This window comes from Lysobacter antibioticus, from assembly GCF_000731095.1.
Taxonomy (GTDB): domain Bacteria; phylum Pseudomonadota; class Gammaproteobacteria; order Xanthomonadales; family Xanthomonadaceae; genus Lysobacter; species Lysobacter antibioticus_B.
The window spans coordinates 1-11,760 of sequence record NZ_JMTZ01000117.1 but is presented as its reverse complement, the minus strand read 5'-3'; the positions used below and the strand labels follow the sequence as shown (position 1 = coordinate 11,760).

Below are 11,760 nucleotides of genomic sequence, written 5' to 3'. Positions count from 1 at the left end.
AAGCAGATCAAAATCTCGGCAACGGCAACGGCAACGGCAACGGCAACGGCAACGGCCTCCTGTCGCGACTTGCGTTGCTCTTGCAAGTCCTCGCGGCCGCGCATAGGGCGACCGAGCCGTGCCCGCCCTTTGCGAGTTCGGAAACCAGCCTGAAACTCGGTCAGATGTTTCAGGTTTCGAGCCGTATTTCTACATCCGCGCCTAAGGCTTCAAGAATGTGGCGCAGGCTCTCGATTCGATCGGGGCGATGTTGTCGATGACGATCAATCCACGGTTCTTGATCTGCCTTTCGAGCGCGCGTCGCTCTGCTGGCGCCAGGCTGATGCAATTGCGCAGTCGCCGACGGAGTTCGACGCGCGTGTTCCGTCCAGCCGCTTCAGGTAATGCCGTCATCGCGCAAACCGGTTATCGCTATTGTTGCCACGCGCGATTGACTATCTCGTAGGGCGGCCTGCAGCTCGGGTATATGGTCCATCCGTGGCATGCTTGGCGGACGGTACTCCCTTGACCCCACATGGGCTTATGTCGGTGCGGCCCGGCCGGCAAGCCGACGTAAGCCTGTGTCCGCCGCAAGAGACTTACACCGGTGCCACTGGCGTGCCGGTGGATCTAATGCACGGCTCGGTCATCGTCCGGCCGCCGCCGAAACACACCGTCGCATGGTTTTCCAACGAACGTGAGTGAACGATGCTGAAGGAATACGACCTCGTCCGTCTGATTCTCCCCATACCTTCCGAGCGTTGGTCCGAAGGCAGCGAACATCAGCGTCCGCCGGCGGTTGGCGACATCGGGGCTATCGTACTGGTCCACGCGGTACAGCCGGGTCAGAGGCAAGCCTATGTAGTGGAATGCATCGCCGATGATGGCCGCAGCGGATGGCTGGCGGATGTATTGGAGTCGGAGTTGGCATTGCACGAGCCTTCGGGTAACGGCTGATTCTCCGTGCTCAGGGTAGGAGCGGCGCGAGCCGCGATCGCGCCGCTTCGGTCTTGCGCCGAATCCGGCTTTCCGTAGCGACCGCATCAATCGCGCCCGCTCCTATGCTTATATGGCGTGTCGACGACAGTGCACCCTGCAAGAGGACATTCCGATGACATCGTCGCAGTCCAACAACCGCCGTACCGTCGCCGCGTACGAAAAATGCGCGCGCGACTATGCGGCCTCGGTATCGCCGCAACCGTCGGTCGCCGGGGCCGAGGCGCTGCGGCGGCTCGCCGATGCGCTGCCGTCCGGCGATGGCGTGCTCGAGATCGGGTCGGGCCCCGGTTGGGATGCGGATTTCCTCGAGACCCTCGCCGTGCCGGTCCATCGCACCGACGTGACCCGGGCCTTCTGCGAATTACAGGCCCAACGCGGTCGGCGGGCGGCGGTGTTCGATCTGCTCGTCGACGAGATCGAAGGCCGCTATGCGGGCATCCTGATGTTGTGCGTGCTGCAGCATTTCGAACGTGGCGACGTGGACGGCGTGTTGCGCAAGCTGGCCCAGGCCCTGGCCCCGGAGGGAGTCTTGCTGCTGTCGTACCCGCTCGGCGAGGGCGAGTTCTGGGAGCACGGGGACTCGGGCGATTACCGAGTGGTGCTGTGGTCGGATGCGGGGCTGGACGAACGTCTGCGAGCTGCGGGTTTCGAGGTCGACTGGGCGTCGCGCTTCGACGGCAGGGAAGCCCCCTGGCGCAACGTGCTCGCCCGGAGGACGCGATGAACCGGCGCGCCTGGTGGCTGTTCCTCGCCTTGGGCGTGATCTGGGGCGTGCCCTATCTGCTGATCCGGGTCGCCGTCGCCGACATCTCGCCGGTGTCGGTCGCGTTCGGGCGCACGCTGATCGGCGCGATGCTGTTGCTGCCGATCGCGGCGGCACGTGGCGCGCTGCGGCCGCTGTTGTCTCACTGGCGGCCGTTGCTCGCATTCACCGTGGTCGAGATCAGCATCCCGTGGTGGTTGCTGGGCTATGCCGAGACCCGCATCAACAGTTCCACCGCTGGTTTGTTGATCGCTACGGTGCCGGTGATGACCGCCGGCCTGATGGCCCTGAGCGGACACGAGAAGCTGGACGGCCGCCGACTGTTGGGCCTTTGCGTCGGCTTGGCCGGCGTGGGTGCCTTGGTCGGCCTGGACATCGACGTGTCCAACGGTTGGGCGATGGCCGCCGCCTTGGCGACCGCGCTCGGTTATGCGCTCGGCCCGATCATCATCAGCCGCTACTTGTCCGATGTGCCGCCGTTAGGCGTCATCGCCGCTTCGCTGGCGCTGGCGGCGACGGCCTACGTGCCCTTCGTGCTCAGCGCATGGCCGTCGCAGATCACGGTGGAGGCGGCCGGGGCCGTGGCGATACTGGGCGTGGTCTGCACCGCGCTGGCGTTCCTGCTGTTCTTCGCACTGATCGCCGAAGCGGGGCCGGCGCGGGCCACCGTCATCACCTACGTCAATCCGCTGGTGGCCTTGCTGTTGGGCGTGACCTTGCTGCACGAGCCGCTCACTTACGGCATGTGCGCAGGCTTCGTGCTGGTGCTGCTGGGCTCGTTCCTGGCGACGACGCGCAGCCCGCTCGCCGAGCCATCGCGCGCCGATCCGATCGAGCAACGCGATTGAAGAGCGGCGTTGTCGAATGCATGGCCGACAGACCGCGGCGCTGCGGCCCGCGTTCGGTGCCAGCGACGCCGGCGCGCAGGGATTACGCCAACCCGCCGATCCAACTGCCCGTCACTCGCAAGCCGTCGTCCAACACGACCAAATCGGCGCGATATCCCGGGGCGATGCGTCCCAGCTCGTGGCCCAGGCCGAGGAATTCGGCAGGATAAGTCGAGGCCATGCGGCAGGCTTCGACGAGCGGCAGGCCCAGGCGCTGCACGGTGTTGCGCACCGCGCTGGCCATGTCCAGCGCCGAGCCGGCGAGGGTGCCGGCGGCGGTGGTGCACTTGCCGTCGCGGCAGGTCATGGTTTCGCCGTAGAGGACGAAATCTTCCTGCGCGCCGCCGACCGGCGGCATCGCGTCGGTCACCAGCATGATCTTGCCGCGCGGCTTGGCGGCGATGGCGATGCGCAGCGAGGCGTCGTGGACGTGTTCGCCGTCGACGATCACGCCGCACCAACTGTGCGGGTCTTCGATGCAGGCGCCGACGCCGCCGGGTTCGCGGCTGCCGAGCGGGGTCATCGCGTTGAACAGATGGGTCACGCCGCGCACGCCGTGGGCGAAAGCATCGCGCAGGCGTTCGTAGTCGGCGGCGGTGTGGCCGGCGCAGACCAGCACGCCGCGAGCGGCCAACGCCTGCAAGGTGGCGTTGGCGAAGCGCTCGGGCGCGAGCGTGAGCATGGTCTTGCCGACGCCGAGCGAGGCGATCCGGTCGAGTTCGGCCTCGTCCGGGGTGTGGAATTTGTCCGGGTTGTGCACGCCCTTGCGCGCCGCGGCGAGGTAGGGGCCTTCCAGATGGATGCCGAGGATGCCTGGCACGCCCTGCTGGATCGCCTCGCGCACGGCGTCGATCGCCGCGACCATCACCTCGACGTCGTCGCTGATCAGCGTCGGCAGCAGGCCGGTGGTGCCGTACTGGCGATGGGCCTCGGCGATGCGGCGGATGCCGTCGATCGTGGGCGTGTCGTTGAGCAGGACGTCGCCGCCGCCGTTGACTTGGGTGTCGATGAAGCCCGGCACCAGGTACTGGCCGTGCAGGTCCACCGTTTGCGCCCCGCTCGGCGCCGGGCCGGGCACCACCGCGACGATGTGGCCTTCCTCGACGATGACGCTGAGGTCGGACTCGAAACCGCGCTCGCTGAGCACGCGGCCGTTGACGAACGCGGTGGCGGACATGTTGGGCCTCAGACCGTTTCGGTGACTTTGTTGAGATGCGGCGGCAGGTCCGGGTTGTGCCCGCGCGCCACCGACAAGGCGTTGACCGCCTTGTAGAAGCTCGCCACGGTCAGCAACGGGGTCAGGGCCGGATGCACCGAGCGCGCGGTCGGCAGCACGTCGCCGCCGGGTACGCCCGGCGCGGCCAGCCACACCGGCGCGCCGCGCGAGCGGAACTCGCGGGCGACTGCAACGGTGCCGTCGCCGGTGCCGTCGTCCTGGGCGAAGGCGAGCACCGGGAAGCCGGGGCCGACGATCGCCATCGGGCCGTGCCGCACTTCCGCGCTGCTGAAGGCCTCGGCGTGCAGGCCGCAGGTTTCCTTGAACTTGAGCGCAGCTTCCTGGGCCGCGCCGAGGCCGAGGCCGCGGCCTACCACGAACAGGTTGTGCGCATCGACCAGGCCGTCGACCAGCGGCGACCAATCCTGGCGCCAGGCCTCGCCCAGCGCATCGGGCAGGGCGTGCACGGCGTTGAACAGGGCGGCGTCGTTGCTCCAGCGCGCGGTCAGCTGCAGCAGCGCGGCCAGCGAGCACAGATAACTCTTGGTCGCCGCGACGCTGGTTTCCGGGCCGGCGTGCAGGCCGAGCACGGTGTCGGCGATCTGCGCCAGCGGCGAGTCGGTAACGTTTACCAGGGCGACGACATGGGCGCCGGCGGCCTTGGCGATCTCGGCGTTGCGCACCAGGTCCGGGCTCTTGCCCGATTGCGACACGGTCACGAACAGGGCGCCGTCGAGCTTGGGTTGGATCGCATACACCGAACCGACCGAAGGCGAAGCCGAGGCGGTGACCAGGCCGAGTTGGGTCTCGAACAAGTACTTGCCGTAGGTGGCGGCGTGATCGGAGCTGCCGCGCGCGCAGGTGACGATGAAGCGCGGCGGGTGTTTGTGCAGGCGTTCGGCTAGGTCGTCGACGATGTCGGCGTTGGCGGCGAATTGGCGGGCGACGGCATCGCCGGCTTCCTGCGCCTCGGCGTACATGCGCGTACTGGTGGCGTCGAGCAGGGTGTCTGTGGTCACGGCGTGGGTTCGCTCTGCAGTTCGGCGACGAAGTCGTAAGCGTCGCCGCGATAGAAGGATCGGGTGAACTCGACGACGCGGCCGTCGTCGAGGAAGGTGCGGCGCTCGATGAACAATCCGGGGGCGCCTTCGGGCAGATTCATCAAGCGCGCCTGTTCGGCGTCGAAGGCGATCGCGCGCAGGCGCTGCAGGGCGCGGGCCGGTTGGATGCCGAGCTTGGCGAAGGCTTCGTAGAGCGAGTTCTCGACGAAATCGGGATGGGCGATCACCGAGGCCGGCACCACCGTGCGTTCGAGCGCAAGCGCCACGCCGTCGGCGGTGCGCAAACGGTAATAGCGGATCACCGCCGCACCGGGCGACAGGTTCAGCGCCATCGCCTCTTCCGGGGTGACCTCGCCGAGGCCGCGTTCGAGAAAGGTCGAGCGCGGGTCGAGCCCGCGCGCGCGCAGGTCGTCGGTGAAGCTGGTCAGGCGCGAGAACGATTTGACGATGCGCTCGGCGACGAAGGTGCCGGCACCCTGGCGCTGCACCAGCAGCCCATCGGCCACCAACCCGGCGATGGCCTTGCGCACGGTTACCCGCGACAGGTCGAGCAGCTTGCCGAGCTCGCGTTCGCCGGGCAGGGCCTGGCCGGCGGTCAGTTCGCCGTTCTCGATCGCGTGCTGCAAGGACCGGCGCAGGTGCTGATAAGCCGGCGCGCGTCGGGCGTCGCTCTGGCGGCGGAACTCGCTGACCAAGTAGGGCTGCATGGCAAAAAGATACCAGTCGCAGACCACTGGCGGCAACAAGTGTCTGATTCGCCTGCGTAAATGATTGAAAAATGGATAATTTGTCGAAGTGGTATCTTACTGGTATCTTTACTGGTATGGTTCCTAACGAGACCTGTCCGAGCCCGCCCATGAGTGTCTACTCCGTGCCGACCCCCTCCCACGCCCCGCATCTGGCGCCGCTGGCCCCGTTCGACCTGGTGATTTTCGGCGGCACCGGCGACCTGGCCCTGCGCAAGCTTCTGCCCGCCTTGTTCCACCGCTATGTCGACGGCCAGATCGTCGCCGGCACCCGCATCGTGGCGATCGCCCGCGATGAACGCAGCGACGAGGACTACCGCGGCAAGATCCGCGAGGCACTGCAGAATTTCGCCGGCGATCAGGCGCGCGACGGCGACGCCCTCAACGGCTTCCTGGCGCTGCTGTACTACCGTCGCCTCGACCTCAGCTCCGACGCCGCCTGGCCCGAGTTCGCCGCCGAGTTCCCCGACGAAGAACGCGTCCGCGTGTTCTACCTCGCGGTCGGCCCGGACCTGTTCGGCGTGGTCGGCGACCGGCTGCACTCGCACGGCCTGGTCGGGCCCAAGACCCGCGTCGTGGTCGAGAAGCCGCTCGGCAAGGACGGCGCCAGCGCCGACGCGATCAACGACGCACTCGGCCGCGTGTTCGCCGAAACCCAGATTTTCCGCATCGACCATTACCTCGGTAAGGAAACGGTGCAGAACCTGACCGCGTTGCGCTTCGGCAACGCCTTGTTCGAGCCGCTGTGGAAGGCCGAACACATCGACCACGTGCAGATCACCGTCGCCGAAACCGTCGGCGTGGAATCGCGCGCGCCGTACTACGACAAGTCCGGCGCGCTGCGCGACATGGTCCAGAACCATCTACTGCAGCTGCTGTGCCTGGTCGCGATGGAGCCGCCGTCGTCGCTGGCCGCCGACGCGATCCGCGACGAGAAACTGAAAGTGCTGCGCGCCTTGCGCCCGATCGAGAACGGCAACGCCGCGCAATCCACCGTGCGCGGCCAGTACAAGGCCGGCGCGGTCGACGGCCGCGCGGTGCCGGGCTATGCGCAGGAGCTCGGCGCGCAGTCGCTCACCGAAACCTTCGTCGCGATCAAGGCCGAAGTGAAGAACTGGCGCTGGGCTGGCGTGCCGTTCTACCTGCGCACCGGCAAGCGCCTGGCCGAGCGTTCGTCCGAGATCGTGGTGACCTTCCGCCAGGTGCCGCACTCGATCTTCGAAGACCTCACCGAACAAGACCCCTCCAGCCGGCTGGCGCCGAACAAGCTGGTGCTGCGCCTGCAGCCCGACGAAGGCGTGAAGCTGTGGCTGATGAACAAGGTGCCCGGCCCCGGCGGCCTGCGCCTGCGCCACGTGCCCCTGGACATGAGTTTCGCCGCGGCGTTCGGCGGGCGTCAGGCCGATGCCTACGAGCGTCTGCTGATGGACGTGGTGCGCGGCAATCCGATGCTGTTCATGCGTCGCGACGAAGTCGACGCGGCCTGGAAGTGGATCGACCCGATCCGCGCCGCCTGGGCCGCCAGCGCCGACGCGCCGCGCCCGTATACCGCCGGCAGCTGGGGCCCGAGCGCCGCAGTGGCCTTGATCGAACGCGATGGGAGGACCTGGCATGAAGATGCAGGCTGAGCGACTGAAAGTGATCGAACCCTTGCCCCTGCCGTTGCACGAGCGTCTGTTCGACGATGGCGAGCAGCTTGCACAAGCCTTGGCGAAACAGGTCGCGGCGGATCTGCGCGGCGCTCTCGCGCGCCACGGCGAAGCCTGCATCGCGTTGTCCGGCGGCAATACGCCGAAGCGCTTCTTCCAGGCCTTGTCGACCCAGACCCTGGACTGGGCGCGGGTGACCGTGCTGCCGATCGACGAGCGCTGGTTGCCGCCGGAGCATCCGCGTTCGAACGAGCGCCTGCTGCGCGAATTCCTGTTGCAGCACAACGCCGCCGTCGCGCGCCTGTTGCCGCTGTACCGGCCGACCGAAACCCCGGAAGCGGCGCTGATGCCGGTGCTGACCAAGATCGCCAACGAAGGTCTGCCGCTCGACGTCGCCGTGCTCGGCATGGGCGACGACGGCCACGTGGCCTCGTTGTTCCCCGACCTGGGTTACGACAATCCGGCCTTGCGCGAAATCGGCCTGCAGCCGCGCGGCCGCGCACCGGTGATGTCGATCCGCACCGCGGCGATGCCGGAACCGCGCATGACGTTGACTCTCAGCGCGATCTTCACCGCGCCGGCCCTGTACCTGCACATCGAAGGCGAGAAAAAACGCGCAGTGCTCGACGGCGCCCAGCGCGATCCGCGCAGCACGTTGCCGATTCGTTCGGTGCTCAGCGGCGCGCCGGTCGTGCCGACCTTGTACTGGAGCCCCTGATCCAGTTGCGCGCCGTTTGCTTCCGGCATTTGATTTCCCGATTCCCGATTCCCGATTCCCGATTCCCGATTCCCGATTCCCGATTCCCGATTTACGTCCCACGTTCCGTCTCTCTCGCTCCAAACTTGGAGTCCGCAGCACTCTTGGACTCCGCAGACAGCCAGGCCCAGGCTCCCTCCCCTCCCAAGCTCAGGCCTTTGCTGTCGCCCCCTTCTCGAAGGGGGCTGCGTCCCCTTGGCGGGCGCGGGGGGATTTGCTTTTGCCTCGGCTTCTCCGGAAGGTGTAGGTAGAGCCAATCCCCCTAACCCCCCTTTTTCGAAGGGGGGCACTGGCCGGCGCCATCGCAGGCGCCCCGAACGAATCGAGTACCCGTGAATACCCCAATGCATCCCGTTGTCGCGCAAGTCACGCACCGCATCCAGGAACGCAGCCGCGCGCGCCGCAATGCCTATCTCGCCCGCATCGATGCGGCCTTGAGCAGCGGCCCGCAACGCCGACGTCTGTCCTGCGGCAATCTCGCCCACGGTTTCGCCGCCTGCGCGCCCGGCGACAAGAGCGCGCTGCGCTCGGGCCATGCGCCCAACCTGGGCATCGTCACCTCGTTCAACGACATGCTGTCGGCCCATCAGCCGTTGGAGCGGTTTCCCGATCTGCTCAAGGCCGCTGCGCGCGAGGCCGGTGCGACCGCGCAGGTCGCCGGCGGCGTGCCGGCGATGTGCGACGGCGTCACCCAGGGCCGCGAAGGCATGGAGCTGTCGCTGTTCTCGCGCGACGTCATCGCCATGTCGACCGCGATCGCGCTCTCGCACGACATGTTCGACGCCGCCCTGTACCTGGGCGTGTGCGACAAGATCGTGCCCGGGCTGCTGATCGGCGCCTTGCACTTCGGTCACCTGCCGGGCATCTTCGTGCCGGCCGGGCCGATGACCTCGGGCCTGCCGAACGACGAAAAATCGCGAGTGCGCCAGCGTTACGCCACCGGCGACGCCTCGCGCGAGGAATTGCTCGAAGCCGAGGCGCGCAGCTACCACGGCCCGGGCACCTGCACCTTCTACGGCACCGCCAATTCCAACCAGATGCTGATGGAACTCATGGGCCTGCACCTGCCGGGTTCGAGCTTCGTCCATCCCAACACGCCGTTGCGCGATGCGCTGACCGCGCAGGCCGCGCAGCGCGCCGCGCAGATCACCGCGCTCGGCGACGACTACCGGCCGATCGGCCGCATCGTCGACGAACGCGCGATCGTCAACGGCGTGATCGGCCTGCACGCCACCGGCGGCTCGACCAATCATCTGCTGCACTTGATCGCGATGGCCGCGGCGGCCGGCATCGAACTGCGGCTGGAAGATTTCGACGCATTGTCTTCGGCGATCCCGCTGCTGGCGCGGGTCTATCCGAACGGCAGCGCCGACGTGAATCACTTCCACGCCGCTGGCGGCCTGGCCTATCTGATCGGCGAACTGCTCGACCACGGTCTGCTGCACGGCGACGTCGAAACCGTCGCCGGCCCGGGTCTGGCGCGTTACCGCATCGAGGCGCGCCTCGACGAGGCCGGCCACGTCATGCACGTGCCGTCGACGCCGACCAGCGCCGACACCGCGGTGTTGCGTCCCGTCAGCGAACCGTTCCGCGTCGACGGCGGCCTGCGCGTGCTCGACGGCAATCTCGGCACCGCCGCGATCAAGGTCTCGGCCGTGCCGGAAGACCGCTGGACCGTAGAAGCGCCGTGCCGCGTGTTCACCGAGCAGCATCAGGTCAAGCAGGCCTTCGAGCAGGGCGAACTCGACCGCGACGTGATCGTGGTCGTACGTTTCCAGGGCCCGCGCGCCAACGGCATGCCGGAATTGCACCAGCTCACCCCGACCCTGAGCGTGCTGCAAAAGCGCGGCCATCGTGTCGCCCTGGTCACCGACGGCCGCATGTCGGGCGCTTCCGGCCAAGTGCCTGCGGCGATCCACGTCACCCCCGAAGCCGCTTGCGGTGGCCCACTGGCGAAGCTGCGCGACGGCGACGTGCTGCGCGTCGACGCGGTCGCCGGCACCCTCAGCGTGCTGGCGCCGGCCGATTGGAGCCAGCGCGAGAACGCGGTCGTCGACCTGTCCTCGCACCACGTCGGCCTCGGCCGCGAGCTGTTCGCCGCCTTCCGCGACTACGCCGCACCGGCCGACCGGGGCGCCGGTGTGTTCGGCGCGCTGCCGCTGTGATCGTCCACCCGAATCCCTGATTCCCAACCTTCGGACCCTCATGCCCGCTCCCGCACGCACCACCTTCTTGTTCGATCTCGACGGCACCCTGGTCGACAGCGTTTATCAGCACGTCCTCGCCTGGAAGCAGGCGCTCGACGCCGACGGCATTCCGCTGTCGGTGTGGCGCATCCATCGCAAGATCGGCATGAGCGGTGGTTTGTTCACCAACATCCTGCTGCGCGAGACCGGCATCGACATCACCCCCGAACGCATCGAGCGTCTGCACCGTCTGCATGCCGAGGCCTATGGCCGGCAGGCGACCCAGATCCGTCCGCTGCCGGGTGCGGTCGAGTTGCTCGCCTATCTGACCGAGAACCGGATTCCCTGGGCGATCGCCACCAGCGGCCGCATGGAGACCGCGCGCCATAATCTGGTCGCACTCGGTGTCGATCCCGACATCACCCCGGTGATCACCCGCGACATGGTCAAGCACGCCAAGCCCGATCCCGATCTGTTCCTGGCCGCCGCCGACAAACTCGGCGCCGACATCGAACATTCGATCGTGGTCGGCGACAGCATCTGGGATCTGCTCGCCGCGCGTCGCGCGCGTTCGCTCGGCGTGGGCTTGCTCTCGGGCGGCTACGGCCAGGAAGAACTCGAGCGCGCCGGCGCCTTCCGTGTTTACGAAGACCCGGCCGACCTGCTCAGGCATATCGACGAAGTGGCTGCGCGCGCTTGAGCGCGACGCGCCGAACGACAGGAGTGAGGCAATGAGTTCGATGCAGGATCTGCAAGCGCGCGTCGCCGCCGTGTTGGCGCGTGCGCCGGTGGTGCCGGTGTTGGTGATCGACGACCTGAAGGACGCCGTGCCGTTGGCGCGCGCGCTGGTCGCCGGTGGTTTGCCGGCGATCGAAGTGACCCTGCGCACCGCGGTGGCGCTGGACGCGGTACGCGCGATCGCCGCCGAAGTCGAAGGCGCCGCGGTTGGTGTCGGCAGCGTGCGCAAGCCGTCCGACTTCAGCGATGCGCTCAAGGCCGGCGCGACCTTTGCGGTGTCGCCGGGCAGCGCTCCGGGCCTGATCGCCGCGGCGCGCGGCATCGACCTGCCGTGGCTGCCGGGCGTGGCGACCGCATCGGAAGCGATGGCCTTGTTCGAGCACGGCTACACCCAGCTCAAGTTCTTCCCGGCCGAATCGATCGGCGGCGCCACGGCGTTGAAAGCCATCGGCGGCCCGCTGCCGGAACTGCGGTTCTGCGCGACCGGCGGCATCGGCGTGCACAATGCGCACGAGTACCTGGCGTTGAAGAACGTGCCCTGTGTAGGCGGTTCGTGGGTGGCACCCGCGGCGGCGGTGAAGGCCGGCGATTGGGGCAAGGTGGAGGCGCTGGCGCGTGAGGCTGTGGCATTACGCGGCTGATCGCCCGGCGATAGTGTTTTGTTGCCGTTGCCGTTGCCGTTGCCGTTGCCGTTGCTACAGAGCTTGGCGTAGTGCCGAACTCGCGAGAACACCTGGAGACCCGGAGGGCGCCGCACAGGACGTGCGGCGTTTTCCGAT

The 11,760-nt window shown here is 67.8% G+C and carries 11 protein-coding genes and 1 pseudogene; 9 read left to right on the top strand and 3 right to left on the bottom strand.

Going from position 1 to position 11,760, the window contains the following annotated elements:
* The 4 genes and pseudogenes from EX88_RS27245 to EX88_RS0121930 all read left to right on the top strand — a co-directional run.
* Nucleotides 1-260 (top strand): annotated as a pseudogene (locus EX88_RS27245) (hypothetical protein); the annotation flags it as partial.
* 427 nt (nucleotides 261-687) lie between these two features.
* Nucleotides 688-936 (top strand): hypothetical protein, encoded by a 249-nt coding sequence (locus EX88_RS0121940; protein WP_031374120.1) that lies wholly within the window; start codon nucleotides 688-690, stop codon nucleotides 934-936.
* 154 nt (nucleotides 937-1,090) lie between these two features.
* Nucleotides 1,091-1,702, top strand: coding sequence for a class I SAM-dependent methyltransferase (locus EX88_RS0121935; RefSeq protein ID WP_031374119.1), 612 nt, complete (start codon nucleotides 1,091-1,093; stop codon nucleotides 1,700-1,702).
* The gene (locus EX88_RS0121930) at nucleotides 1,699-2,589 is read left to right on the top strand and encodes a DMT family transporter (RefSeq protein ID WP_051885424.1); all 891 of its coding nucleotides are present in this window, start codon (nucleotides 1,699-1,701) and stop codon (nucleotides 2,587-2,589) included. The genes EX88_RS0121935 and EX88_RS0121930 overlap by 4 nt, the downstream gene beginning before the upstream one ends.
* A gap of 82 nt (nucleotides 2,590-2,671) precedes the next feature.
* Here EX88_RS0121930 and nagA read toward each other — a convergent pair whose 3' ends face one another.
* Genes nagA through EX88_RS0121915 form a run of 3 tightly spaced genes read right to left on the bottom strand, consistent with a single transcriptional unit; the run spans nucleotide 2,672 to nucleotide 5,612 of the window.
* Nucleotides 2,672-3,805: an N-acetylglucosamine-6-phosphate deacetylase gene (gene nagA, locus EX88_RS0121925; RefSeq protein WP_031374117.1), complete on the bottom strand. Its 1,134-nt coding sequence runs from the start codon at nucleotides 3,803-3,805 to the stop codon at nucleotides 2,672-2,674.
* Nucleotides 3,806-3,813: 8 nt separating this feature from the next.
* Nucleotides 3,814-4,824: an SIS domain-containing protein gene (locus EX88_RS0121920; RefSeq protein WP_031374116.1), complete on the bottom strand. Its 1,011-nt coding sequence runs from the start codon at nucleotides 4,822-4,824 to the stop codon at nucleotides 3,814-3,816.
* Between the two features lie 35 nt (nucleotides 4,825-4,859).
* Nucleotides 4,860-5,612: a GntR family transcriptional regulator gene (locus tag EX88_RS0121915; protein ID WP_031374115.1), complete on the bottom strand. Its 753-nt coding sequence runs from the start codon at nucleotides 5,610-5,612 to the stop codon at nucleotides 4,860-4,862.
* A 149-nt stretch (nucleotides 5,613-5,761) separates the two neighbouring features.
* Between EX88_RS0121915 and zwf the strand changes: the two genes are divergently transcribed.
* The 5 genes from zwf (at nucleotide 5,762) to eda (ending at nucleotide 11,622) form a co-directional block, all read left to right on the top strand.
* Complete coding sequence (gene zwf / locus EX88_RS0121910) at nucleotides 5,762-7,279, top strand: glucose-6-phosphate dehydrogenase (RefSeq protein WP_051885423.1); 1,518 nt, start codon at nucleotides 5,762-5,764, stop codon at nucleotides 7,277-7,279.
* Complete coding sequence (gene pgl, locus EX88_RS0121905; RefSeq protein WP_161786170.1) at nucleotides 7,263-8,018, top strand: 6-phosphogluconolactonase; 756 nt, start codon at nucleotides 7,263-7,265, stop codon at nucleotides 8,016-8,018. The genes zwf and pgl overlap by 17 nt, the downstream gene beginning before the upstream one ends.
* A gap of 383 nt (nucleotides 8,019-8,401) precedes the next feature.
* Entirely contained in the window at nucleotides 8,402-10,222 is a 1,821-nt protein-coding gene (gene edd, locus EX88_RS0121900; protein WP_031374112.1) for a phosphogluconate dehydratase, read from the top strand.
* A gap of 40 nt (nucleotides 10,223-10,262) precedes the next feature.
* Nucleotides 10,263-10,943, top strand: a complete 681-nt coding sequence (locus EX88_RS0121895; RefSeq protein WP_031374111.1) for an HAD family hydrolase — start codon at nucleotides 10,263-10,265, stop codon at nucleotides 10,941-10,943.
* 31 nt (nucleotides 10,944-10,974) lie between these two features.
* Nucleotides 10,975-11,622 carry a bifunctional 4-hydroxy-2-oxoglutarate aldolase/2-dehydro-3-deoxy-phosphogluconate aldolase gene (gene eda, locus EX88_RS0121890; RefSeq protein ID WP_031374110.1) on the top strand — a complete coding sequence of 216 codons (648 nt, stop codon included), beginning with the start codon at nucleotides 10,975-10,977 and terminating at the stop codon, nucleotides 11,620-11,622.
* Nucleotides 11,623-11,760: the final 138 nt, after the last annotated feature.

Excerpts from the sequence above, each read along its gene's own strand:
- EX88_RS0121940 (WP_031374120.1), top strand. The coding sequence starts at position 688 with ATGCTGAAGGAATACGACCTCGTCCGTCTGATTCTCCCCATACCTTCC.
- EX88_RS0121935 (WP_031374119.1), top strand. The coding sequence starts at position 1,091 with ATGACATCGTCGCAGTCCAACAACCGCCGTACCGTCGCCGCGTACGAA.
- EX88_RS0121930 (WP_051885424.1), top strand. The coding sequence starts at position 1,699 with ATGAACCGGCGCGCCTGGTGGCTGTTCCTCGCCTTGGGCGTGATCTGG.
- nagA (WP_031374117.1), bottom strand. The coding sequence starts at position 3,805 with ATGTCCGCCACCGCGTTCGTCAACGGCCGCGTGCTCAGCGAGCGCGGT.
- EX88_RS0121920 (WP_031374116.1), bottom strand. The coding sequence starts at position 4,824 with ATGTACGCCGAGGCGCAGGAAGCCGGCGATGCCGTCGCCCGCCAATTC.
- EX88_RS0121915 (WP_031374115.1), bottom strand. The coding sequence starts at position 5,612 with ATGCAGCCCTACTTGGTCAGCGAGTTCCGCCGCCAGAGCGACGCCCGA.
- zwf (WP_051885423.1), top strand. The coding sequence starts at position 5,762 with ATGAGTGTCTACTCCGTGCCGACCCCCTCCCACGCCCCGCATCTGGCG.
- pgl (WP_161786170.1), top strand. The coding sequence starts at position 7,263 with ATGAAGATGCAGGCTGAGCGACTGAAAGTGATCGAACCCTTGCCCCTG.
- edd (WP_031374112.1), top strand. The coding sequence starts at position 8,402 with ATGCATCCCGTTGTCGCGCAAGTCACGCACCGCATCCAGGAACGCAGC.
- EX88_RS0121895 (WP_031374111.1), top strand. The coding sequence starts at position 10,263 with ATGCCCGCTCCCGCACGCACCACCTTCTTGTTCGATCTCGACGGCACC.
- eda (WP_031374110.1), top strand. The coding sequence starts at position 10,975 with ATGAGTTCGATGCAGGATCTGCAAGCGCGCGTCGCCGCCGTGTTGGCG.